This is a genomic window from Nostoc sp. NMS7 (assembly GCF_017115085.1).
GTDB lineage: Bacteria > Cyanobacteriota > Cyanobacteriia > Cyanobacteriales > Nostocaceae > Nostoc.
In genome coordinates, this window is the sequence record NZ_JABXKJ010000172.1 from 83119 (window position 1) to 106698 (window position 23580).

Below are 23580 nucleotides of genomic sequence, written 5' to 3' on the forward strand. Positions count from 1 at the left end.
AAATATAGAGTCAGTTATTTACAATATCTGAAAAATATGTTGCTGAGGATTCAGAGTTTTTTCCAACCAAAATAGGTTCTCCCTTTACTCCTCCCCGGCTAAGAGTACCAATCTTATAAAGGTTTTCACACTCAAAGATTGCCAGAACTAGCTCTTTCCCTGTTTGGTAAGAAGGTGGTAAAGGTTTACCAACCTCGGATTCCAGAGCAATTTCGTTGTCACGCCACTGTAACTTCCAAATGCGCTTTTCGGTTATTGGTGCTTTGAGAGACTGACCAAGAGCGCTATACACCTGCTCCGCTTTAATATCATCCTTAGCAGCTGGCACAAAAAACTTCATCGGCTTTGATTACAAGTAACGTGAGTTTCATTAGCACCAGCGTAACGCAGTTACCAAGGCAATCTGCTCCCATTCCATGATAAAAACTGTCCACTATCGCCTTCTTGAAGCTGTTCGATTACAGCCAATAATTGGATAACAGTACGTTCCACTGAAAATAATTGTTCCGCAGGTACATTTACCTGGAAAGGACGGGAAAGCCGCGTATCAGTTGTACCAGGATGCAATGTCACTATTAATGCTTTCGGACAACTTCTTTTATACTCAATTGCCGCAGTTCGCATCAACATATTCAGTGCTGCTTTAGAAGCGCGATAGCCATACCATCCACCAAGTTGGTTATCCCCAATACTACCCAATTTAGCAGAAATAGTGGCAAACACGCTGCGTTCTCCATGACGAAACAGAGGCAATAGATGTTTAGCCAACAAGACAGCACCAATACTATTGATCTGAAAGTAACGCAGCAAATTTTCTGAATTTATCTGTCTTAAGCTTTTTTCAGGTTGCAAATTATCCTCATGCAGCAGTCCTACACAGTTGACTACCAAATGCAGTTTGTCAACTTGGGAACGTATTTTTTGAACAGCTTCAACAATCTGCAACTCGTCAGTAATATCCATCTTTAAACAAATTAATCGCTCAGAATGTTCGCCTGCAAGAGCTATTAAATCCGAGGCTGATTCCGGTTGACGAGAAGTTGCATAAACTTTGGCTATTCTGTCATCTTGCAGCAATTTTTTCACAAAACCCAAACCAATACCTCGGCTGGCTCCCACAATCAATGCGTTGACAGGATTAATTTCATCCATAAAAGACATATAAATTTAGCTGACTTGTGGAGGTATTTCATATTCGTAGCGAGAGACAAAACAAGCACTAACTTGTCTGTCGCTGTGATGACGGAAACCAAAGTTTTCATATATTGCTCTTAGGCGCGATCGCGAAGCCTCACAATCTAGACGTAAATAATGTCTACCAAGTGTTTGTGTATGCTCGACTGCCCAAGTAAGCAGTGCTGAAGAGACTTTACCACCAGAGTAATCTCGTCGAACTGCAAAGCGATGTACAAATGCTGACTCCTCCTGAGAAATGTCAGGCCAGAAAAGTAAATCCTAAAGCTGAAACTTGATTGTACCAGCTGGTTCTCCTGCCCATTCAGCAATGAAAAACAAGCCGTTACCAACATCTTCCGAGACACTTTCTGGCGAAATCTCGCTATCACGCCACAGAGGTACACCACGCTGCTGGAGCCACAAAGCCGCTTCTAACAATATATCCGAAACTATCACCGTATCTTGTCTGGTTGCTTGGCGAATTCAGATATACATTTAGTTATCAATTGCAGGTTAAGTTGAATAATAGTGAAACTTCACAAAGATTAGTATAAATGTTGGGTTGCATTTTGTTTTTGCCAATCTACGCTTTATTTACCAATACAAAACTTGCTAAAAATTATATCTAAAACTGATTCTGTAACCTCTTCTCCGGTAATTTCTCCTAGTGCTTGAATCGCACCCCGTAAGTCAATTGTCCAAAAATCAAGGGGGAATTGCTCAGTAATTGTTGTTTGTACCTGTTCCAAGTAAATTTTAGCTTGAGTTAAGGCTGCTGCTTGCCTTTGGTTAATAGCTAAATCCAGATCAGCAGCTTGCACTTTTTCGGCTTTAACCAACTCTAAAATTGCTGTTTCTAAAGCATCAATACCTTGATTTTGGGCTGCTGCTGTGACAATTTTAGATTTGGGACTTCGGCTTCGCTCAGTCGAACGATTTGGGATTTGAGATTGAAGAGTTTTTCTTTCGCTTTCTTCTACTAAATCGATTTTGTTAATCACTAAAATTAACGGACGGTGTTGTACTTGTTCGTAAATTTCTCGATCGCCTTCCGTCCAACCTGCTGAAGCGTCGATGGTAAGCAAGACTAAATCAGCTGCATTGGCAGCACGACGCGATCGCTCCACACCAATTTTTTCCACTTGGTCTGTTGTTTCCCGAATCCCCGCAGTATCTAGTACTTGCACGGGAATTCCCCCGACAACTAACTGAGATTCCACTACATCGCGGGTTGTACCGGGTAAATCAGTCACGATCGCGCGATCGCTCCGGCTCCAAGCGTTCAATAAACTCGACTTTCCCACATTCGGACGCCCCACAATTGCCACTTTTAAACCAGTGCGTAGCAACTCACCTTTATCTTTGGTTTCCAATAATCTCGTGATTTCGGCAGCAATTTTCTCGATTTCTGATATTATGACTTTATCATCCAACGGAGGAAGGTCTTCCTCAAAATCAATTCGAGCTTCGATTTCTGCCAAAATATCCAAACAGTTGGCGCGTAACTGCCGGATTGGATGAGCTAATTTTCCCTGTAAACCAGCTAAAGCACTTTGAGCAGCTTGGGGTGATTTAGCTCCCACTAAATCAGCAATACCTTCAGCTTGAGTTAAATCCAATCGTCCATTCAAAAAGGCGCGGAGAGTAAATTCTCCCGGTTGCGCTAGTCTTGCCCCATTTTCCAAACACAGTTGTAACACTTGCTGCACTGCCATAATTCCGCCGTGGCAATGGAATTCTACTACATCTTCACGGGTGTAAGAACGGGGTGCTTTCATCAGCAGTAACAGAGCTTCATCCACCAGTTGTTGCGTCTGGGGATGGCGAATGTAACCGTAGAGAATTCGGTGACTTTCCCAAACTTGTTGCCCTGGTGCGTGAAAGAGAGTTTGGGCTAGAGCCATTGCTTGGGAACCCGATACCCGCACAATACCAACACTACCTTGTTGAGGGACAACAGCAGTAGCGATCGCAGCGATGGTTCCAGTAGTAGCAAAAACTTCTGACATGAGCGCCCTTTATAAGAGTGAGAACTAAATGGTAAGTATTTAGACTAATAAGATGCCAACTGGCAAGATAAAATTTACTTGGAGGTAATGCTTAACAACCCAACTTGCTAGTTATGCATTCGGGCGATCGCAAAACTTTTCGGTCTAGTGAAATTGGCGGTTAGAAACCGCGTCTACACGAAGCTTTACCCACCTCCGTAGGTTTAAAACCTTAAATTTTTCCTTAGTCCGCGCAGGTGGTCACTGAGCTTGCCGAAGTGCGGACTTTGCCTGTGTAGCCGCGAATTCTATTCACCTTGGCTTTGCTTTACTTCGATACCAACTGATTCACGGGAGCAATCCCAGCCAAATCTAGAATTGGTGCGATCGCATCTTCCCGTTTCACCGCCATCATGTGGACACCTTGACATAATTGCCGCGCTATTTGCACTTGTTCGGCGGCAATTTTTATCCCTTCCTCAAAAGGATCTTTGGCTTTTGCTAATCTATCAATAATATGTTGGGGAATATTTACACCCGGAACACATCTATTAATAAACTGGGCATTTTTTGCCGATTTCAACAGAAAAATTCCTGCCAAAATCGGTTTTTTATAGCCAGCAGCAATTAAGTCCATAAACTTTTCTAGCCGCTCAAAATCGGTAATTAACTGACTTTGAAAAAACTGCGCTCCGGCTTCGATTTTGCGTTCAAATCGACTTTGCAAACCCGACCAACTCTTAGACTGTGGATCTACCGCGGCACCCACAAATAAATCTAAGGCTCCATCAGTCAAAGGTTTCTCGTTGCAATCAACGCCTTGATTCATCTTCCGAATCAGTTGCAGCAGTCGCACAGCTTCCAAGTCAAACACTGCTTTGGCATCTGGATGATCGCCTGCTTTTACTGAGTCGCCAGTCAAAGCTAAAATGTTATGTACGCCCAAGGCATGAGCGCCCATCAAATCAGCTTGTAAACCAATGCGATTGCGATCGCGGCAAGCAACTTGACAAATCGGCTCTATACCGTTTTGTGACAAAATCACCGACGCCATTAAGGAAGACATCCGTAATACTGCGCGGCTACCATCAGTAACATTGACAGCATGAACCCTTCCCTTAAGAGTCGCCGCCATTTGAATCATGTGCGCTGGATCTCCCCCTTTCGGCGGTGCTACCTCGGCGGTAACGAGAAATTCACCTGCTTGTACAGCTCTCTTGAAGGCTGTGGGGCTATGGGTGTGATGCATAAAATTAAGAATTTCAATTTCTTAAATGGTATAGCAAATCACACCTAAAAGTGAAAACTTAGAGAGGAAGAGAGAAGCCTAAAGCAGCTTTTACTTGTGATAAAGTTTGATTTGCGATCGCCCTAGCTTTTTCCCCTCCATCCCGCAACACAGACTCCAAATAGCTTTTGTCTGCCGTTATCGCCTGATATTTTTCTTGAATTGGTTTGAGAGACTCAATAATTGTCTCTGTCAATAATGGCTTAAATTGTCCCCAGCCCATATCCTGACACTCAACTGCGACATCTTGCTTTCTTTTACCAGAAAGCAATGTATACACCGTTAATAAGTTATTACACTCTGGACGCGCTGGATCATCAAAAGTCAGTCCACGAATCGGATCGGTTTTACAACGCTTAATCTTATATTGAATCTGTTCTGGCGAATCTAGCAAACTGATCCGGCTTAAGTCGGAAGGATCAGATTTCGACATTTTGCGTGTACCATCTGCCAAACTCATCACCCTTGCCCCTTCCTTACGAATCAAAGGATCTGGTAACTTTAGAACTGGTTGATCTGGTTTACCAAATTGGTGATTTAACCGAGCTGCAATATCCCGTGTCAATTCCAAGTGTTGCTTTTGGTCTTCACCCACTGGCACTTTATCCGCTTGGTAAAGCAAAATATCAGCCGCCATTAGCACAGGGTAATCTAATAAACCTGCACTCACGTTTTCTCCCTGTTTCACAGCCTTTTCCTTAAACTGGATCATGTCTTGCAGCCAGTTTAGGGGTGTAATGCAGTTGAGCAACCAGGTGAGTTCACTGTGGGCTGAAACGTGGGATTGTACGAAGATAGTAGAGTGATTTAAATCAAGACCACAAGCTAGATAAAGAGCAGCAAGGGTGTAGGTATCAGCTGCCAACTGTGTTGGGTCGTGTGGCACTGTAATCGCGTGCAAATCAGCCACAAAAAGGTAATTTTCGTATTCGCTCTGACCTTCTACCCAGTTGCGAATGGCTCCCAAGTAGTTACCTAGATGGTAATTGCCAGTTGGTTGAACTCCAGAAAGAACACGTTGCTTGCCCATAAATTCCAACTTAATTATCTCAAATCCGCGTTATGTGAAGTGGCGATGTCTAGCGACAAGTCGCTTCTCTACCAGACGCTAGGCGTAGCTTGCTTCTCCATAGAAGTATGCGCCTACGCAAAACTCATTTAATTTTGACATTTTCCAGGTTAACTCGCCGTTACCGGATCAGATATTTTAACTCAATAGGCGGGAAGGAAAGCGCTTACCGCCTCGGAAGCGGTGGGATCTAAGCGATTTATCACCTTTTCTTTACAGAAATAGACAAAATTTAAGTTTTTCTCCAAGAAAGTACAGTAACCTGGGAATTGCGAGTTAATTTTTCCACTCCGGGGAGTCTGGTAATGAAAGCTTTACTACTCTGGCTCATAATGCCCAATTCTTTCTCGTCTTACCAAAAGACGTTTGATCTAGCTAGCAGTTTTTCGCTCCACAAATCCTTTATTAGCTTTGATTACAACGATCGTAATACTGCCAAGTAACTCCAAAACCAGATTTGCAAATTGCGCGATGTCTGTCTTTAGACAAATAAATAAAGAATGAAGATGGTGTAATCTTAGGCATCATGTAAAAATAAGTTGTACAAATTTTGTTTCAAACGGATTGCAAATCTAGCTTTCAGATAAAAATTGTTCAGGTTATTTTTACACAAATCCTTAGCATCATCTCTGCAATCCTGATCAAAAAAAAAGGATTTCTCAGAAGTATAAAATATCCGAATCCAAATTTAGTTAGAGGATTACAGGAATGAAAGCACTCTTACTTTACCCCCGCTTTCCCAAAACCTTTTGGTCTTACGACGAATTTATGAAAATAGCGGGACTTAAGGCATCTATTCCGCCGCTAGGTATTCTGACTGTTGCCGCGATGCTACCAACAGACTGGGAAGTTCGGTTTTATGACCGCAATGTTAAACAAGAAACCGATGCTGATTGGCAATGGTGCGACATAGTGATTGTTTCTGCCATGCTTGCACAGAAAGAAGACTTTCTTGCCCAAATTCACAAAGCAGCGCAGTTGGGGAAAAAAGTGGCTGTGGGTGGTCCTTATCCAACCTCAGTGCCAGAACCTGCCCTGAAAGCAGGAGCTAACTATTTGATTTTAGATGAAGGGGAGATTACAGTTCCCCAATTTTTAGATGCGATCGCCAAAGGTGAAGAACAAGGAACCTTTCGCGCCCTGGAAAAACCAGATATAACCCAAAGCCCCATACCTCGCTTTGATTTACTCAAGCGAGATGATTACTTAATGATGGCAATCCAGTTTTCTCGCGGTTGTCCTTTTGAATGCGAATTCTGTGACATCATCAATCTATACGGCCGCAAACCACGTACCAAAGAACCCAGTCAAACCCTAGCAGAACTCCAAACCCTCTATGACTTAGGTTGGCGCGGATCTATATTCATAGTGGATGATAACTTCATTGGCAATAAGCGCAATGTGAAACGCCTCTTACAAGAATTAATTCCGTGGATGCAGGAACGCAATTATCCCTTCACCTTCATGACTGAAGCTTCCATCAATCTAGCAGAAGATACTGAGCTATTAGAACTAATGGCTAAAGCTGGGTTCTACGCAGTCTTTTTGGGTATTGAAACACCAGATCAAGACAGCCTGCAAAGCACTCGCAAGTTTCAGAATACCCGCAATCCCCTGTTAGAAGCTTGTCGTATTATCAATCAAGCTGGATTGTTGATCTATGCAGGATTTATCATTGGTTTTGATGGAGAAAAGGCTGGCGCTGGAGAGCGAATTCAAGCTTTTGTTGAAGAAACTGGCATTCCTCAACCGATGCTAGGTATACTGCAAGCCCTTCCCAATACTGCCCTTTGGGAAAGACTAAAACGAGAGGAGCGATTATTAGAAGGATTTAGAGGTTTGGAACTGGGGGATCAGAATTCTTTAATGAATTTTGTTCCTAGCCGGCCGATGGCTGAAGTTGCTAAAGAATATTTAGAGGCAATTTGGAGAATGTACGAACCTAAAAACTATCTCCGACGCTGTTTTGAACAATGCCTGAAGATTACACCTAATCCCCAACTACAGCAGACGATGTATTTTCCTCCTGGCAAAGGGCTGCGACTACTTGCAAACTTGCTCTGGCGTCAAGGCTGGCAACGGCAGGAAATTCGGGGTCAATTTTGGCAACAGCTTTGGGTTATTCTCCGCACCAAGCCGCAATTCGTGAATATGTATTTAGGTTTATGTGCTGCTGGTGAGCATTTTTGGGAATACCGTCTTTTGGCCAGAGAGCGCATTACTGAGCAGTTAGGATTTGATCCCCTAACCACGCCTACCCCTGTGGAAAAACCATTAGTCAGAATTTAAGTATTCAGTTTTTGGTGGCAATTGGTTGCGATCGCTTTTGTGGGTTTCTGGAAAAAGACTATATGTCATACTGAAGCAGACATCAATATCAAGCAAAAAATGCCAGGAACCCAACTTTCTTTTTTTCCTAAGGAGGAAAATCACTCTACTATAAAGCAAAAAAAACCCAAATTAGAACGTTATGAACGTATCAAACGAGAACTAGATCAAAATGACTCCGATCCAAACAAAATATTTATTGATGTTGATTCTGTGCCAAATCTACCATCTAATTACACCTTCATCGATCTGTTTTGTGGAGCAGGGGGCATAACACAAGGACTAGTTCAAGCTGGATTTAAACCCTTAGCTAGCGTTGAAATCAACCCAATCGCTTCTGCTACCCATAAAAATAACTTTCCCCAATGTCATCACTTTTGCGGAGATATCGAACAGTTTGATTCCCGCAATTGTCTACAACAAATCGGCTTACCTGAAGTAAATCTTGTTATAGGCGGCCCACCATGTCAGGGTTTCTCGGTGGCGGGAAAACGTGACCATAAAGACCCCCGCAATCGTTTATTTTATGAATTTGTGCGTGTTGTATCAGAAATACGTCCTTGGTATGTTGTTATGGAAAACGTTCCAGGCATTCTGACTATACAAAACGGAGATGTAAAAAAAGCAATTATTGAAGCTTTTGAATCTATTGGTTATCCTAATATATCTGTTGCAATTCTTGAATCTGCTGCTTACGGAGTACCGCAAATTCGGCCAAGAGCTATCTTTATAGCTAACAGATTTGGAATGCCAAATCCCTATCCCAAGGCTAAGTTATTACCTGAAGAATACAAACCTATTGAATCAGCTATTTCCGATTTACCAGCATATACCCCAATACCAGAGATAAACCATCAGTGGACTAAGCATTCACCTGAGTATATGGAGCGAATTTCTAAAGTACCTCCAGGTGGTTCTTTATATACAAAATATGTTGATGCTTTCAAACGACAATATCCTGGTAAACCAAGTATGACTGTTAAAGAGAATCACGGCGGTACTCATATTCATCCATATCTAAACCGGGTAATTTCAGCGCGTGAAATGGCAAGATTACAGACATTTCCAGATTCATTTATTTTTCAAGGTTCTATGAAAAAAGCTATGTGGCAAATTGGAAATGCTGTACCACCACGTTTAGCAGAGTGCATTGGCCACGCGCTTATTCCTTATCTAACTGATATTGCTCTTAATACTAGAAATAAAGTTAATGCTAGTCAATGGCAGCACGTTTTGATGCCTAACTGAAATCCCCGTATTTCGACTTCGCTCAACACAAGTCACAAAACTGAATTACGAATTACGTAGCTTGCTTCTCGCCTTTGGCGAGTATTACGAATTATTTAAAGGTAGCGATCGCACTAATCTTTCTCACCAAACTCTTAAACTCGATTTAGCTCTCTGCCAAACCCACCTGTCCTCCAATTAGCCCCAGAAATCCGGTTCCAAAGTGCTGAATCTCCAAAAAACTTGCTTGCTGCGGTGAAGTTTTATAAATTCGGAATGTCTTCATAATTCCCAAAGTAGCAGCACTTTCTAGAGAACCAACAAAGCTAATATCTCGGTCGAGAAAATATGTTTGATTAGCCCAATGAGCCATTTGATTTGCATTTAAAAAGTAGCAGCCAGCATGAGGGTTAAGGGCACGACGAAAGATAATTGGTGTATTCAGAATTGTACCGTTGAGTTCCTGTTGCTCCTGCACATTTTGAAAGGGAGCAGTTACTCGTAAAGCCAAATCCCCATCAATGTAAGCTTTGTGAACCAAACCGTAAGGCGAGACTTCATAACGATTTGGCTGGAGCAAGTTTAAGTCACCAGCTTGTTGGGTAAACCAGTTTAATTTTATAAAAAACCAAGGGTCATGAATAATTAGGTCATCTTCAATAAAGCAGTAATAATCATATTCACCGAGACAACTTTGCAGAACAGCTTGGCACTCAAACCCCAAAAGTAGAGGTTCTACATCAGTAGAATGATGCCTATATAAATGGGATGGCAAGGGAAGCTGATTCAGAAGATGATTATCTTTGGTTGTACAAATCACAATATCTAGTTCGTGCAACTGCGGCTGATTAGCAGGGAAAGCTAGTCGTTGAGCAATGTTGATGATACTTTGAGATTTCCCAAATAATTGATATAAGGCGGTAAGACTTTTAGTTAACGCCTGTAAACGGGGTTGCGGATCTTTGTGTTGGGAAGCATGACGACCGTCACTGCTAGGTTTGAAAAAATGGGCAATAGTAAAAATAATTCGCATTTTAAATATCGCTTTTATATTTCTCTGTCATTTGTCCTTTGTCCTTTTTTGGTTGTAACTAATGACCAATGACCAATGACTAATTTCATCTAATTTCTCCCAAATCCTTTAGAAGGTGGGCGCTTTTTCAAGCTATTAGAACTTTTACCAGCAAACATCCATTGCAAATGCTGTGGTAAGAGTTTTGCTAAATCATAACGCTTGATAATTGTCTCTCGCGCATTCGCCCGAATTGCGTTCATCTCTTGAGGATTGTTCAGCGCCTCTTCAACCCTATTAGCAATATTCCGAGGAGAAAAGAAATCTACCAGCAGTCCATTCACCCCATCCTGTATGACCTCCAATACTGGCGGAGTCTTAGAAGCTACTAATAAACATCCTGCGGCCATTACTTCTAACATTGACCAGGATAAAACAAAAGGACGGGTTAAATAAATATGAGCAGAAGAAGCTTGCAAAACCTGGAGGTACTCATTATAAGGAAGCCTATCTGTAAAGTGCAGCCTCGATAAATCCAAAGATAATTTTTCCAACATTAATTGTTTATAAGTCTGACCATCGGGGAGATTTTTACCATAAGCAACCCGATCTTCTCCCACAACTACTACATGGCACTGAGGTCTTCGCTGCTGAAGTAAGGCCACCGTTTCCATAAACTGTGGAAAACCTCTATAAGGTTCCATCCCCCGTCCCACATAAGTTACCAACTCTTCCACATGGGAAAGATCAAGATTTATTCTTGGTAAAACTAACTTTGCACCTGGTTTGGGAGCAAAATATTTGGTATCAATGCCATCATGAATTACAGTGAGTTTGCTATGATATTCTTTAGGAAACTGCTGGCGCTGCCAATTAGTCGGAGAAAGTCCGCGATCGCAGCTATATAAATCAGTCAAAATCGGCGTATTTTTCACGCGGATGCGACATTCATCATCAGCATTCAATGGGTCATTGGGATCAAAATCTGCATCCGAACCATGAGCATGGTAAAACCACTCGAAATAACACAATAATTCCGCTTTGGGGAAAACATCTTTCATAAATAAAGTCGGTCCCCAACCAGAATGACCATAAACTATATCTGGAACGAAACCCTCAGCTTTTAATTTTTCTGCCACGCGATAGACAGCCTGCGCGGTGAGAACAGCATTTTCCAGGCTGCGAACATAGTGGTGGGTTTGGGGAGCAGGTTCACGAGAAGGAGTGTAAATAGCTTTATAAACACCAGGTATTTCCCCTTCACGACGATTTGTCCCAAAGACGACTTTGTAATTCTTATCCTTACCTAAAACTGTCGCTAAGTTGCGAAATTGCGAAGGAAAATTGGGATGTAAAAATAAAATCTGCATCGGAATAATCTTGATTAACTTATCGCCAGATAAAATAAATTAAGACAAGCTTCTTAAGATTATAGGATTATTTTCCCTAATTTTTTACAAGTAAATTTAGGTTAATCCTTGCTGCCAAATGGGAAAATAAGTGCAAATTCGTGTTATGAACATGAAATTTATTGGCATTGATTTAGGCTGGCGATCGCAACCAAGTGGACTATGCTGCCTAGAATGGATAGATGGACAACTGCAACTACTTGATTTAGATTGCAAAGAAGCCATTGCAGACATTCTCACCTGGATTGATCAGAGTGTCAAACCAGACGAACCAGCCATCATCGCTGTAGATGCACCCACGCTCATACCCAACGCTACTGGGAGTCGCCTCGCCGACAAACTCAGCCAGAAGTACTTTGGTAAATATCATGCGGGATGCTACCCAGCTAATCAAAACCTACCTTTTGCAGAGCGCACCATCAACTTTGGCTTAGAATTAGAATCACGCGGTTTTGCACACGCACCCACCATCGAACCGCAAAAACTTGGCAGATATCAAATAGAAGTCTTTCCCCACCCAGCGATTGTTAACCTATTCAACTTAGAACGCATCCTCAAATATAAAAAAGGCCGCCTCAGCGATCGCCGCCTAGAACTAATCAAACTCCAAAATTATATTATTGATATCCTCCCCTCCTTCTCTCCTCCTCTGCGCCTCTGCGGTTCGTTCCTTCTTGAAATTCCCACCACAGGCGTAGCCCTCAAAGCAGTTGAAGATAAACTAGATAGCTTAATTTGCGCTTATGTTGCTGCATACTGGTGGTATTGGGGAGAACAACGTAATTTAGTATTAGGCGATAGCACCATTGGCTACATTATCATCCCCCAAAGAATGTTAGCCTAAAATTGTAATCTCGTAAGATTTAAGAATTTTGATGTTAAACATAATACTTTTCAAGCAACTTCTCTCAGTGCTTGATTTTCCTGCCCCAAACATGAAGTTTACAGAGTGAAATTAGAAGAATTTGGGTTACTGCACGCACAAGAAGCGATGTCTAAGGTGGTCACTGAGCTTTGCGATGCCCTGAGCCTGCGCCGTACCACTCACTTCGTGGAAGCAAGCTACGCGCAGCGTCTCGTAGAGAAGGGTCGAAGTGCGGCAAGCTACTCAATCAAATTTCTGATTTAATCTGGTTCTTGGCCAGATAGTGTTCATCAAGAGCGCGTCTTAGCATCATTTTAATTACAGCTTGACGGCTAATATTGAGTTCGGTTGCCATTTTGTCCAGTTCGTTGAGCATCGGACTAGGAATTTCAAGGTTTGTCGTCACTATATCCTGTCCTCTTCGTGAGGTCATTTGACGAGGCGTTCCGACTCTGGTTGTCGTGGAGTCAAAATAACGATCAATGACTTCCTCTCCTACCTCAATTTCTTCCTCAAGTTCTTCAATAGAAATATTGTTCATAGATTTCTCTCTCCCGCCTCGTACTTTTCCAATAAGTAATTAACCAAATATATTCCCCTTCATCATCATAACGAACTTCGTAAATGACCGACAAAAGGGTATTTACCAGATATCCAATAGCAATAAATTGTTCTAGGATCATCTCGTTTTATTCGTTCTACATAGTCGCCTGCCAAAATAGTAGCGACCTCTTCCAAAGAATATCCGCTATTTTGCTTAAGAAGGTGACTTTTGTGATTATCCCAGTCAAATCGCATTTTCTTTATAATTAGCAATCATTATTTTCGGGGCGTGACTGATCGCAAAATAAAAGGCGTTGCTAAACTTAAATCAGCAACGCCTAGTCTGGAGTATTCAATAAATACTCAGTCCTCTTATTCTGCCCAAGCAATTAACCTTGGTTCATAGGGATTAGCCAGGTTTTGATTTTTCGGCAATACACGCAAAGACAAGCCTTGCAAACCAGAAGCCGTATAGGTGATATTACCCGTGTAAATACTCAATTTCTGTGTATCCTCCCCTTGGTAATGCATCACCACTGGCAGAGCGTTGACAATCTCACCATTGGCATCGATCGCACCTTGATATAGCTCCACCTGTACATCATTATTTGTCAAAGTTGCCAAGTCAACCTGGGCTTTGACAGCAACAGTTTGGTTAACCTCAATGTCTGAAGCTGCCGAGATGTCAATATCTTTGATTTTGATGTTGAACCAGTGTTCGCCCAGTTTTTCTTTCCAAGCAGCTAGTTCTTTAGCTGGAGCATAGTTATCAACAGTCAGGGTATGATAGCGATCGCTAGCCGGAAAATAAGCTCTTTGTGCATATTCTCCTACCATCCGCGCTGTATTAAAGAAGGGACAATTCAACCGAATTGCATCCTTCATTTTGGCAACCCACGGACGGGGTAAGCCATCACTATCCCGATGTTCATAAAATAGCGGTACAACTTCCTTTTCTAACAACTCGTAGAGAGCATTTGCTTCTACTTCATCTTGGTAGTTAGGATCGTCGTAATTCTCTCCATGTCCAATTGCCCAGCCAGTGCGAACATAATCAGCTTCATCCCACCAGCCATCTAGTACACTTAAATTCGGCAATCCATTCATTGCGGCTTTCATCCCACTGGTACCAGAAGCTTCCCGTGGACGACGCGGTGTGTTTAACCAGATATCGCAACCTGCAACCATCAACCGGGAGATGTAAATGTCGTAATTGGGAACAAACACTACCTGTTTTTCTAAATGTTGTTCGCGGATAAAGTGATTGATATCGCGGATCAGTTCTTTACCGGGAATATCCTTGGGGTGTGCCTTACCAGCAATCACGAATTGCACTTTTCGGTCTTTGTTAGCCAGCAAAAGCCGCTTAATGCGTTCCAAATCACGCATCCAGAGGGTGGCACGTTTGTAGGTAGCAAAGCGACGGGCAAAGCCAATGGTGAAAGCGTAAGGATCTAAAACTTCTTGGGCCTGGGTAATTTCCGAGGCGGAAGCGCCGCGATCGCGCAAATGCTTGACTAAATGCTCTCGCACATACAAAATCATATCTAAGCGGCAGCGTTCGTGATTCCGCCACAACTCCTCATCGGGTATCGCATCCATTCGCTCCCACAATGGGCTATCTAGTGGTGCTGATGACCAGTTTGGCCCCAAGTAGCGATCGTATAACTCTTGAGTCGATTTCGCCACACAACTCCGAGCATGGACACCGTTAGTAATGGCGGCGATCGGCACTTCCTCTACTGGCACCTTCTTCCACAAGCCCTGGAACATTTGCCGCGACACCACACCATGCAGTTGTGCTACACCATTAGAAAATGTTGCCATCTTCAACGCCAGCACCGCCATACTGAAAGGCCCAGATAAATCGCCTGTATTCTCGCGCCCCAGTCCTAAAAATTGCTCTTTGGGCAACCCAAATATCTCTGCATAGTACCCCAGGTAGTACAACATTTTATCAGGAGCGAACAAGTCAATTCCCGCCGGTACTGGCGTGTGGGTGGTAAAAATATTACTAGAAGCCACCACCTGTTTAGCTTGGGGATAATTCAGTCCCTCTTCCTGAATCAGCAAGCGGATGCGCTCTAGGGCTGAGAAGGCGGCGTGACCTTCATTCATGTGGTAGGCGGTGACTTTCAGCCCCAAGGCTTTAAGCATTTGCACACCACCGATTCCCAGCATGATTTCCTGGTGGATACGCATATCGATGTCGCCACCGTACAGCTGATCTGTGATGTCGTGGTCGTAAACATTGTTCGGTTCAATGTTGGTGTCCATCAAATATAGAGGCACCGTTCCTACCTGTACACGCCAAACTCTGGCATACACCTTGCGTCCTGGATAATCTACGGCAATCCGCAGTTCTGAACCATCGGCATTGCGCTCTAGATGCAAGGGCATATTGTAGAAATCGTTAAGCAGGTAGCGTTCTTGCTGCCAGCCATCAGCATTGAGATACTGAGCAAAGTAGCCTTGCTGGTACAGTAAACCTACACCTACAAGCGGTAGCCCCAGATCACTGGCAGATTTGAGGTGATCCCCCGCCAGAACGCCCAAGCCCCCAGAATAGACGGGTAAACAATCTACAAGTCCAAATTCCGCCGAAAAATAGGCGTAGCATTCTTTTGGTTTCTGCTCCCGTTGTTTCTGATACCAGGTGCGCTCTTGCAAATAATCATCTAACTGACGGTCAGCTCGATCCATTTGCGCTAAGAAGCCTTCATCTTCGACAACTTCCAGAAGCCGCGATTGAGAGATAGTACCCAGCATTAACACTGGGTTATGATGGCTAGACTCCCACAGATCTGAGTCTAAGCGACGAAATAAATCTTTAGTGTCAACGTTCCAATCCCAGTGCAAGTTATATGCTAGCCGCCGTAATGGTTCAAGTCGCGGCGGTAGTGAAGGGGATACGTTAAATGTGCGAATTGGCTGCATAGGTTGGCAAAACTCCAAGTTTAGCTATGGTTATTATTTACTCTCTTTACCCAATGTTGCCAATTCTTTATACTGTAGTTTGTGAAAAAGCGATGACTTTGTTAAGCATTGAGAATTCTTTTTAACCTCGTTGCTAAAGTTTACACCAAGGTGTTTCTAATTCTATGCGTTACCCTCAGCCATGTACTTGGTATATTAAGATTTAATCATTTACTGGCATATATCACTCAAAAAATCTGGTTTTGAATAAATAATTTATATTTATTTTAGTATTTATTCCGGGGATCAATTCTCTGGTCTTGGCTGAGGCTGAAAAGTCCTCATAGCTCTGTCCAGTAAAGTTAAATTTTTAATTATTTTTTAATAAAATTGCCTTGGCAAAGAAGCAGTCTAAGATTAAGGTTACTTTAAGGTGATCCGAATCACCTGAAATTAGATCCGATGAAAACTTTACCAAGCAGTTAATCAGGAAAAGCGAGCGCTAACTACTTGGTATTAAATCTTCACACTAAACCAGGAAAATAACTTACGAAGGTGTTATTTTATGCACCTAATGAGGGCTGATCGTGAGTATTTTTTGTCATCGTCAGAGCTACAGCTGCTGCATAAGCCATTTCTGCTGCCATTTGATAAGCAAGTTTGATACTTGATGAAGTGTCCTTGGCTTTAGGAGAGAGAGAAGCTTTTTTTCGGCGCGACTCTTGTTTGATATCACCTGCTACAATAGCTCGCTGCAAAATGATCCAGGCATCTAGGTCTTCTGAGTCATAATTACTTTGAAGTTGCGATCGCACTTTCTCCTCAGCTACAACACTTAGATAGCCAGTAGTTAGAGCTTGTTGCACAATTTCTTTAATTAAAGCCATAATAATTTAAACCAAGTGTGTGAGTTAAAACCGATACCTCAATTTGGGCATTTGATCTTCTTTTCTGGACTTCTCCTGAAAACTAAGCTACGTTTTAGCTCTCTTTCAATAGAATTTATAATAAGTAGTATTAAGAACGCATCCCCCGCTTGGCTCACCCGAATGGGTGATTTACAAATTTATACACCAAAATGCCAATTAACGACTGAGAGCATTTTTAAACTTGCCGTTTTCAAGGGATTTTATCTAATTGTATAAAATTATTTGAGGGTAGCGTAGGCTTTGCCCATACTTCTCTACCAGACGCTGCGCGAACGACAAAGCTCAGTGACCACCGTAGGCATCGCTTGAGTAAAAAAGTTAACTGATTTCCCCCATTCTCATCAACAAGCAACCTGGAAATCAACTTATTTATTCAGAGTGTTCCACTAAAAATAAAATGTGTTATCGTTAAAAACAATTGTTATTAAAAACCATTCATCTAATTACAAGCGTGAATCGGTTAGTGTGTAAATCATCCGAGTGCAACATGATTGGAGCAGCATACTCGAAAAATTCGTTGCAAGAAAGCCGTCATAGCAGTCGGGGAAGCGCTTACTTGTTTGCACCGATGGTTAACTTCAATGTGATGGCTGATGTGGGAGATAATCCACCATAATTGGGTTTTATTTGGGCAAAAATACCCAAAAAAATCCAACAATAATTACATTGTCACGCTAGGCAGAAATTTTATCTAAATCTTTGAAATAGTCTAGTTAAATGTATTTTTTGTTGCAAAATAGCTTGTGGAACTGAGTTGTTTCAAAAGACTAAAACCGCTTGAGAGAAAGTAGCCTCAAGGGAAACAACTCTATCCCTAGTTGCGTAACAAGCTTTGCAAATTTGCCGCATAACTAAAACAGTAGCCTATCTAAACCAGCAAATTTTCCCATCAGACAATTTAATAGTCTGAGTTTTGACGCTGCAATGCACTGAAATTGTTTTGTTAATTTAGCTGATGAAAAAGAAGCCAAATTTTTACCTATCTATGGTACCAAAGCTTCTAGCGACTTAACGCAATTGTGCAGATAAGTTGAGTGATTCTACACACCTAAGCTAAAGAATTGCTCACATAGTCAAAGCCAGACTCTGGTTTTTCAAACATTGGAAAACCATCTAAAAATCTGGGCAAATTTTGGTAATGCTGCCAATTTACCTTCTGTGTCAAGGAATATTAACACTGTTGGGATTGGCAGAAGATGAGGATAGAGCCAAAACAACTTTCAACACTGCCAACAACAATTGATTAAAGAGATATCTAGCCATGCCTAACGAGCAATATTTTTCAAAATTGCAGCGCGTGCAAGAACTTTTAGTAACTACAGTGTTAGGAGATATTCCCACACTGATTCTGGGGCCAAAGTTGCGTAATTTGGGATATCGTAGTATTTTTGCCCAGATCGGCAGCCCAGTGTATATTCAAAATGGTGTTGAATTTAACGGTACTTCTTGTATTGAGATCGGCAGTGGAGTCTATATTTTCAAAGGTGTACGCATGGATGCTAGAGGACACAAAAATAATAGAATTCATCTAGGAAATAGAGTCGCTATTGAGCGTAACGTTGATATAGGGTCTTTGTCAGATACGTATATACATATTGATGAAGACACCTTCATTGCTCCCAACGTGTCTATTGAGGGGCCAGGAGACATTAAAATTGGTAAACACTGTATGATTGCTGCCCACTCAGGGATATATGCCAATAATCATAATTTTGCCGATCCGATAGAGCCGATTAAATACCAAGGGGTTAGTCGCAAGGGAATTGTGATTGAAGATGATTGTTGGCTAGGGCATGGAGTAACAGTATTAGATGGCGTTACTATCGGCAAAGGCAGTGTTATTGGTGCGGGAGCAGTTGTCAATAGAGATATTCCTCCTTTCTCCGTTGCTGTAGGCATACCTGCACGAGTAATCAAAAACCGAATTAGCAAAGACTTAAGCATTACTTCAAGCTGAGAAATAGGGCATTGGGCACTTGTACTGACTTGTACTGAGCGGCGCGTTGCCCTGAGCTTTGCCGTACCACTTCGTGGAAGCAAGCTACGCGTAGCGTCTCCAAGAGTTGGGTCGAAGTAGCATTGCCGTTGGCGCAGCCTAAGAAGAGAAGTATGGGCATAATAAACTTCATCTAAGTTTATAAGCGTAGTTTTCGCCCTCACCCTAAATCCCTCTCCCATATCTGGGAGAGGGACTTTGAAATTCTGGCTCCCCGAATCCCAAATCTGGGATTCGGGGTTAGGGGATGAGGGCAAATCCTTTTCATCACCCAAGAACTACAGGTTTCAAGATAGACGTGGTTTAACTATCCTTTTGTAACCTGTAAGCTGTTCCCTTTTTTTAAGAAACCTTTGCCGTTAGTCAGCGTCACAAGAGTAAATAGTCTCTGAATACCAATTTTAAAAATGATTGCGACAGATGGAAACCTGAAACGCCTATCCAATGGATGTTTCATAATCCAAAATCGTTCGACTGACTTGTACTGAGCTTGCCTGCCCTGAGCCTGTCGAAGGGTCGAAGTAGCGCTCACGCCGAAGTCTAAAATCTAAAATCTAAAATGGTATGAGTTATTTTTTAAGGGCATCTAAAAGTCAGACAACTGACATCTTGCACCATTATCAATAACCGTAGGATAGGCACTGCCAATCCCCAATCCCCAGAGTTCTCTAAAAAATGGACGAGATTTGGGTAATATAAAGGAGCTATCTTTTCTGCATGGCAGATTCTCAAAGAAAAGCTCTCTTTGTCTTACCCGTTGGAGATATTTCTATGCTGACTTTAAAAATCGCTGTTTATATTGTTGTTGCCTTCTTCGCCGCTCTCTTCGTCTTCGGATTTTTGTCGAACGATCCCGCTCGTAACCCCGGCCGTCGGGACTCAGAGTAAAAGAACGATAAATCATCCGCGACTTTGGAAGGCGGAAGATACTAAACGCCACGGAAACTTACTAAACTTTCAAAGTGGTAAGTTTCCTCTTCCCAGTGGCTTGCTCCAGGTAGCAGAAGGCGACAGTCGGAAGGCAAAATGTATATTTATCCTTCCGTCGGTCATTTGGCTGTTTGTTAGCCCGATTTTGCTCAAATATGCTTCATCCAGTTCTGCCGCCCAATCCGCCTCCGATCCTCGAATCTTTACAACCTGTAAATCCTGCCTCATCTTTTAGTCATACAAAGTTTCTTTCAGGTGTAGAAACTGGAATACACGAAAAGACAGACAAATCCCAGCAGCCCAAGGATTTGGCTCAGTTGGCAATTGCGGGTGACGCTAAGATTGATCCGTCATTGCCAACTCCGATAAACTCAACTCAGGATGACTTGGTAGTTGCCAAAACTTCCTCTATACCTCATTCATCAGAAACCTTTCCACTAGAATTTTCCCCCCTTACCGCTTCTAGGAGTGCTGCACTTTTGGGGCAGCCGGTGGTAGTTGGTTATCCGATGCAGGAAGTTCTAGCCCCTAATCGCCATCAGACCAGTAAGACTCAAAACCCCTACGGAGTGCGAATTGGGACAGATGGGGAGAAACTTCCCCCATTCTCCATGCTCTCTGCTCCCCTGTCTTTGCTTGACGTTGCTCCAAGTGTCACAAACACTGACAAGTTAGTTGAGTCGAAGGCGGAAATTTTAGCTGAGAAGTTAACCCAACAAAAACAGCAAAGTGATATTACTGCACAACAGTCTCCAGGACAAGAGAATATCTCTGTATCTGCTACTGATCTTGCACCGAGTTCTCAATCAGTACAAAATTTTATAGAATTCAAGTCTCGCAGCCCGACAAACCAACCCTCAAGGCCGATCATTGTAGAATTCAAGTCTCAAACCCAGCAACAAAGCCAAGTACCACAGGGTGATACCACTAATCAGCCACCAAGTCAACTATCTCCTACAACCGCGCCAGCTAGCACGCCGCCAGTCAGACCGAGAACTGTGGAAGTCACTTCCGATCGCCAAGAGTATGACGAGCAACGGCGAATTGTTACAGCTGTAGGTAATGTAGTTGTGCGATTTGATGGGGCGGTGGTGGATGCCGATCGCCTGCAAGTGAATTTGGACAACTTGATCGCTGCGGGCTACGGCAACGTAACTTTAACCCGGGGCGATCAGATACTGCGTGGACAACGCTTTACCTATAACTTTGTTCAAGATAGTGGGGAACTGGAAAATGGTAGAGGAGAAATTTATGTACCCTCAGCCCAAACAGATTTTGCTTTCTCGCCCAGCAATGTAACTACTGGTGGAGTCTCAAAAAGCCCGCCAAGCGATCGCATTCTAGCCAATCAGCCCCTTTCCGGTGTGAGCAGCCCTGGAGGAATTGATGTGACAATTGGTGGCCAGGCAAATGCTACCAATATCCCGCCACCGAAAAGTGGGGGTGTAGTCAATCGGCTCAGGTTTGAAGCTGAACACATTGACTTCTATTCGCAAGGCTGGCAAGCAAGCGATGTCCGCATCACCAATGATCCTTTTTCGCCCCCAGAACTAGAATTACGCGCAGATAAAGTAACTCTGACGCGAGAATCACCCTTGGTAGACCGCATCAAGACACAGCGTCAACGTTTGGTATTTGATCAAACACTCTCCTTACCAATTCCGGTGGATGAGCATACTATTGACCGCCGGCCGCGGGACGTTACACCCTTTATAGTATCCCCCGGCTTTGATGGAACTGATCGGGGTGGTTTCTACATTGAGCGTGGCTTTTCAGTGATCAATACAGACCAGACTCGCTGGACAATCACGCCCCAGTTATTATTAGAGAGAGCTGTGGAAGAAGGCACGGGTGACTTAGGCGCACTATTTGCTGTCAAGACAAAGATAAATTCCGTTTTGAGTCCACGGACAACATTTCAGGGGACTGGGCAGTTAACCAGTCTTGACTTGAGCCAAGTGGAAAACAATTTGCGGGCAAATTTTGCATTGCGCCAGACATTAGGCGATCGCCTTCCCTACATCTTTAATCTGCAATATAACTACCGCGATCGCCTTTACAATGGTAGCCTCGGCTTTCAAACTGTCCAAAGCAGTTTTGGCGGCATTATTATCTCTCCTCTGATTCCTCTAGGAAAAAGTGGCATCAACCTCAACTATCAGGCAAGCGCTCAGTATATCGATGCCAACACCGATCGCCAAGACTTACTAAAACCGCAGAGGCAAAACGATCGCATCTCACTAAGTCGTTTACAAGCCAGCGCTACCCTCAGTCGCGGGTTTTTACTGTGGCAAGGGAAACCATTACCACCCACTCCCACTGAGGGATTACGATACACGGCTAAACCTGTAGTTCCTTACTTGCAAGCGAGCGCTGCCATCACAGGCACTAACAGTTATTACAGCAATGGTGATAACCAAAGCATCTTAACTGGTACAATTGGCTTACAAGGTCAAATTGGTCATTTTTCTCGACCTTTTTTCGACTATACCGCCTTTAATATTAGTTATTCCCAAGGCTTAAATAACGGATTATCGCCCTTTTTGTTTGATCGCTCCGTTGATAACAAAGTGTTGAGCGGTGGGATATCACAGCAAATCTACGGCCCTTTTCGCTTAGGCTTCCAAACATCTATTAACTTGGATACTGGTACACAAACTAGCACCGACTACATTTTGGAATATAGCCGTCGTACCTATGGCATCACCTTGCGTTATAATCCGGTGCTGGAGTTAGGCGGCTTCAGCATCCGAATTAGTGATTTTAACTGGGGTGGCGGCACTGATCCATTTTCGGAAGTTAAGCCAGTAGTAAATGGCGTGCAGCAGGAGAATTAGTCAAACAGTTATCAAACAGAATTCAGGAGCGGAGCCGGAGACGCTCCGCCTCCGATCAGGAGTCAGAAGGAAAACAGACTTTATACCTAGCTTTGAGACGAATCGTTGTCTACTTCACCTTCCTTGAAATCTGCTGTATCAGTGATCAAAGGAATCACTCTCACGCCTGGGAAACTTCACCGTCCTAGCTTCCGAATAAGTTGATGCAGCACCAGGTATTCTCAGCTTGGCATAGTCGCCGCTTAGTTGAACACTTGACGGTGGTTGGTGTAGGGTTGCACAGCATCTTTGCACTGCGGCTTGGTACTCTCGCCATTGCTTGCGGATTGCAATACTTGCAGCATCCTTACCTAAGTCTGAAAATCTTAGCCCCGCTCGAATCAGCCAAGATTCCACGTCAGTTGTTTCACCAACTATTTCTGGAATGGGATTAATGTTTTCCATGAGTAATATTTTTTATGCGTATTTAAAATTGGTTATTTCACTTTAAGAAAAACTATTGATAATAGCCAATATAATTGTTTATCAAAATCATAAATAAAAATGATTAAAAAAATGGCTCATATCTGAGTATCCATACTCAGATATGACAGAAGGAATTACTATTAACCCAAGTTGCTATAGGAATCCAGTTTGAATTTTGAAAACATACTGAGACTTAAATCTAAATACAGCAAGGATTTTTCTCTAAATAGTTTCCTCCAAGAATGGGGAGAGCGATCGCTATGCATCCTCGCTTGAATGATGAGTGATCTCTACGACGGCAAGCTACGCTTTGGCTGTTATCGCTGCTCTCAAAAATTGGTCGGGCGCGAAGGCGGTCAAATACCTCACCTGGACAGCTAGAATTGCCAAATTTCAGGCTCAATAACTTTCATGCTGATCTCCTTTTAAATTTATACAAAAAATTTGATGGATCAATGTTGTACAAATTGTGGTAATGATTTGCGATTTGTGATATGAATCGAGCCTTGGCTTAACCCAAGTTCTTCAATACTTTCAGACGGAACTGTTTCAGGCGGAACTGTTTCAGGCGGAACTGTTTCAGGCGGAACTGTTTCAGGCGG

22 protein-coding genes are annotated in these 23580 nt (G+C 42.8%); 7 read left to right on the plus strand and 15 right to left on the minus strand.

Annotated elements, in window-relative coordinates; genetic code table 11:
* Positions 1-10: 10 nt before the first annotated feature.
* From HWQ38_RS19000 to trpS, 7 genes are all read right to left on the minus strand, one after another.
* Positions 11-340 (minus strand): hypothetical protein, encoded by a 330-nt coding sequence (locus HWQ38_RS19000; RefSeq protein ID WP_292796382.1) that lies wholly within the window; start codon positions 338-340, stop codon positions 11-13.
* Between the two features lie 50 nt (positions 341-390).
* Entirely contained in the window at positions 391-1161 is a 771-nt protein-coding gene (locus tag HWQ38_RS19005; protein WP_292796384.1) for an SDR family NAD(P)-dependent oxidoreductase, read from the minus strand.
* A gap of 6 nt (positions 1162-1167) precedes the next feature.
* Positions 1168-1434: a GNAT family N-acetyltransferase gene (locus tag HWQ38_RS19010; RefSeq protein ID WP_292796440.1), complete on the minus strand. Its 267-nt coding sequence runs from the start codon at positions 1432-1434 to the stop codon at positions 1168-1170.
* Between the two features lie 21 nt (positions 1435-1455).
* The gene (locus tag HWQ38_RS19015) at positions 1456-1632 is read right to left on the minus strand and encodes a hypothetical protein (RefSeq protein ID WP_292796386.1); all 177 of its coding nucleotides are present in this window, start codon (positions 1630-1632) and stop codon (positions 1456-1458) included.
* A 134-nt stretch (positions 1633-1766) separates the two neighbouring features.
* Positions 1767-3185, minus strand: a complete 1419-nt coding sequence (mnmE, locus tag HWQ38_RS19020; RefSeq protein WP_292796389.1) for a tRNA uridine-5-carboxymethylaminomethyl(34) synthesis GTPase MnmE — start codon at positions 3183-3185, stop codon at positions 1767-1769.
* A gap of 307 nt (positions 3186-3492) precedes the next feature.
* Positions 3493-4413 carry a methylenetetrahydrofolate reductase gene (locus tag HWQ38_RS19025; protein WP_292796392.1) on the minus strand — a complete coding sequence of 307 codons (921 nt, stop codon included), beginning with the start codon at positions 4411-4413 and terminating at the stop codon, positions 3493-3495.
* A gap of 58 nt (positions 4414-4471) precedes the next feature.
* Positions 4472-5482 carry a tryptophan--tRNA ligase gene (gene trpS, locus HWQ38_RS19030; RefSeq protein ID WP_292796395.1) on the minus strand — a complete coding sequence of 337 codons (1011 nt, stop codon included), beginning with the start codon at positions 5480-5482 and terminating at the stop codon, positions 4472-4474.
* Between the two features lie 747 nt (positions 5483-6229).
* Between trpS and HWQ38_RS19035 the strand changes: the two genes are divergently transcribed.
* Positions 6230-7810, plus strand: a complete 1581-nt coding sequence (locus HWQ38_RS19035; RefSeq protein WP_292796397.1) for a B12-binding domain-containing radical SAM protein — start codon at positions 6230-6232, stop codon at positions 7808-7810.
* A gap of 21 nt (positions 7811-7831) precedes the next feature.
* Positions 7832-9097, plus strand: coding sequence for a DNA cytosine methyltransferase (locus HWQ38_RS19040; RefSeq protein ID WP_292796400.1), 1266 nt, complete (start codon positions 7832-7834; stop codon positions 9095-9097).
* Positions 9098-9242: 145 nt separating this feature from the next.
* On the opposite strand, the gene HWQ38_RS19045 is transcribed toward HWQ38_RS19040, so the two are convergent.
* Positions 9243-10109 carry a calcium-binding protein gene (locus tag HWQ38_RS19045; protein WP_292796403.1) on the minus strand — a complete coding sequence of 289 codons (867 nt, stop codon included), beginning with the start codon at positions 10107-10109 and terminating at the stop codon, positions 9243-9245.
* 89 nt (positions 10110-10198) lie between these two features.
* Entirely contained in the window at positions 10199-11458 is a 1260-nt protein-coding gene (locus tag HWQ38_RS19050) for a glycosyltransferase family 4 protein (protein WP_292796406.1), read from the minus strand.
* 151 nt (positions 11459-11609) lie between these two features.
* On the opposite strand from HWQ38_RS19050, the gene HWQ38_RS19055 reads away from it, so the two are divergent.
* A complete protein-coding gene (locus HWQ38_RS19055; protein ID WP_292796442.1) occupies positions 11610-12341 on the plus strand; it encodes a DUF429 domain-containing protein in 732 nt (243 codons plus the stop codon).
* A gap of 268 nt (positions 12342-12609) precedes the next feature.
* Here HWQ38_RS19055 and HWQ38_RS19060 read toward each other — a convergent pair whose 3' ends face one another.
* The 3 genes from HWQ38_RS19060 to HWQ38_RS19070 all read right to left on the minus strand — a co-directional run bounded on the left by HWQ38_RS19060 (position 12610) and on the right by HWQ38_RS19070 (position 16708).
* A complete protein-coding gene (locus HWQ38_RS19060; protein ID WP_292796409.1) occupies positions 12610-12903 on the minus strand; it encodes a hypothetical protein in 294 nt (97 codons plus the stop codon).
* A 374-nt stretch (positions 12904-13277) separates the two neighbouring features.
* Positions 13278-15842, minus strand: coding sequence for an alpha-glucan family phosphorylase (gene glgP, locus HWQ38_RS19065; protein ID WP_292796411.1), 2565 nt, complete (start codon positions 15840-15842; stop codon positions 13278-13280).
* 542 nt (positions 15843-16384) lie between these two features.
* On the minus strand, positions 16385-16708 hold the full coding sequence (locus HWQ38_RS19070; protein WP_292796413.1) for a hypothetical protein: 324 nt from the start codon (positions 16706-16708) through the stop codon (positions 16385-16387).
* A gap of 529 nt (positions 16709-17237) precedes the next feature.
* Between HWQ38_RS19070 and HWQ38_RS19075 the strand changes: the two genes are divergently transcribed.
* Complete coding sequence (locus tag HWQ38_RS19075) at positions 17238-17366, plus strand: hypothetical protein (protein WP_292796415.1); 129 nt, start codon at positions 17238-17240, stop codon at positions 17364-17366.
* A 645-nt stretch (positions 17367-18011) separates the two neighbouring features.
* Entirely contained in the window at positions 18012-18707 is a 696-nt protein-coding gene (locus tag HWQ38_RS19080) for an acyltransferase (protein WP_292796417.1), read from the plus strand.
* On the opposite strand, the gene HWQ38_RS19085 is transcribed toward HWQ38_RS19080, so the two are convergent.
* Complete coding sequence (locus HWQ38_RS19085) at positions 18694-18867, minus strand: hypothetical protein (RefSeq protein ID WP_292796419.1); 174 nt, start codon at positions 18865-18867, stop codon at positions 18694-18696. The genes HWQ38_RS19080 and HWQ38_RS19085 overlap by 14 nt on opposite strands.
* Positions 18868-19517: 650 nt before the next feature.
* Between HWQ38_RS19085 and HWQ38_RS19090 the strand changes: the two genes are divergently transcribed.
* Positions 19518-19634 (plus strand): photosystem II reaction center protein I, encoded by a 117-nt coding sequence (locus tag HWQ38_RS19090; protein ID WP_292796444.1) that lies wholly within the window; start codon positions 19518-19520, stop codon positions 19632-19634.
* A 197-nt stretch (positions 19635-19831) separates the two neighbouring features.
* Positions 19832-22513, plus strand: coding sequence for a DUF3769 domain-containing protein (locus tag HWQ38_RS19095; RefSeq protein WP_292796421.1), 2682 nt, complete (start codon positions 19832-19834; stop codon positions 22511-22513).
* Positions 22514-22651: 138 nt separating this feature from the next.
* Here the strand turns inward: HWQ38_RS19095 and HWQ38_RS19100 are convergent, their stop codons facing one another.
* Together HWQ38_RS19100 and HWQ38_RS19105 are read right to left on the minus strand one after the other, a co-directional pair.
* Complete coding sequence (locus HWQ38_RS19100; RefSeq protein ID WP_292796423.1) at positions 22652-22957, minus strand: hypothetical protein; 306 nt, start codon at positions 22955-22957, stop codon at positions 22652-22654.
* Between the two features lie 220 nt (positions 22958-23177).
* Positions 23178-23381 carry a hypothetical protein gene (locus HWQ38_RS19105; protein ID WP_292796424.1) on the minus strand — a complete coding sequence of 68 codons (204 nt, stop codon included), beginning with the start codon at positions 23379-23381 and terminating at the stop codon, positions 23178-23180.
* Between the last annotated feature and the right edge of the window lie 199 nt (positions 23382-23580).

Coding starts and splice junctions, on each gene's coding strand:
- HWQ38_RS19000 (WP_292796382.1), bottom strand. CDS start 340: ATGAAGTTTTTTGTGCCAGCTGCTAAGGATGATATTAAAGCGGAGCAG.
- HWQ38_RS19005 (WP_292796384.1), bottom strand. CDS start 1,161: ATGTCTTTTATGGATGAAATTAATCCTGTCAACGCATTGATTGTGGGA.
- mnmE (WP_292796389.1), bottom strand. CDS start 3,185: ATGTCAGAAGTTTTTGCTACTACTGGAACCATCGCTGCGATCGCTACT.
- HWQ38_RS19025 (WP_292796392.1), bottom strand. CDS start 4,413: ATGCATCACACCCATAGCCCCACAGCCTTCAAGAGAGCTGTACAAGCA.
- trpS (WP_292796395.1), bottom strand. CDS start 5,482: ATGGGCAAGCAACGTGTTCTTTCTGGAGTTCAACCAACTGGCAATTAC.
- HWQ38_RS19035 (WP_292796397.1), top strand. CDS start 6,230: ATGAAAGCACTCTTACTTTACCCCCGCTTTCCCAAAACCTTTTGGTCT.
- HWQ38_RS19045 (WP_292796403.1), bottom strand. CDS start 10,109: ATGCGAATTATTTTTACTATTGCCCATTTTTTCAAACCTAGCAGTGAC.
- HWQ38_RS19050 (WP_292796406.1), bottom strand. CDS start 11,458: ATGCAGATTTTATTTTTACATCCCAATTTTCCTTCGCAATTTCGCAAC.
- HWQ38_RS19055 (WP_292796442.1), top strand. CDS start 11,610: ATGAAATTTATTGGCATTGATTTAGGCTGGCGATCGCAACCAAGTGGA.
- HWQ38_RS19060 (WP_292796409.1), bottom strand. CDS start 12,903: ATGAACAATATTTCTATTGAAGAACTTGAGGAAGAAATTGAGGTAGGA.
- glgP (WP_292796411.1), bottom strand. CDS start 15,842: ATGCAGCCAATTCGCACATTTAACGTATCCCCTTCACTACCGCCGCGA.
- HWQ38_RS19070 (WP_292796413.1), bottom strand. CDS start 16,708: ATGGCTTTAATTAAAGAAATTGTGCAACAAGCTCTAACTACTGGCTAT.
- HWQ38_RS19075 (WP_292796415.1), top strand. CDS start 17,238: ATGATTGGAGCAGCATACTCGAAAAATTCGTTGCAAGAAAGCCGTCAT.
- HWQ38_RS19080 (WP_292796417.1), top strand. CDS start 18,012: ATGCCTAACGAGCAATATTTTTCAAAATTGCAGCGCGTGCAAGAACTT.
- HWQ38_RS19085 (WP_292796419.1), bottom strand. CDS start 18,867: ATGCCCATACTTCTCTTCTTAGGCTGCGCCAACGGCAATGCTACTTCG.
- HWQ38_RS19090 (WP_292796444.1), top strand. CDS start 19,518: ATGCTGACTTTAAAAATCGCTGTTTATATTGTTGTTGCCTTCTTCGCC.
- HWQ38_RS19095 (WP_292796421.1), top strand. CDS start 19,832: ATGCTTCATCCAGTTCTGCCGCCCAATCCGCCTCCGATCCTCGAATCT.
- HWQ38_RS19100 (WP_292796423.1), bottom strand. CDS start 22,957: ATGGAAAACATTAATCCCATTCCAGAAATAGTTGGTGAAACAACTGAC.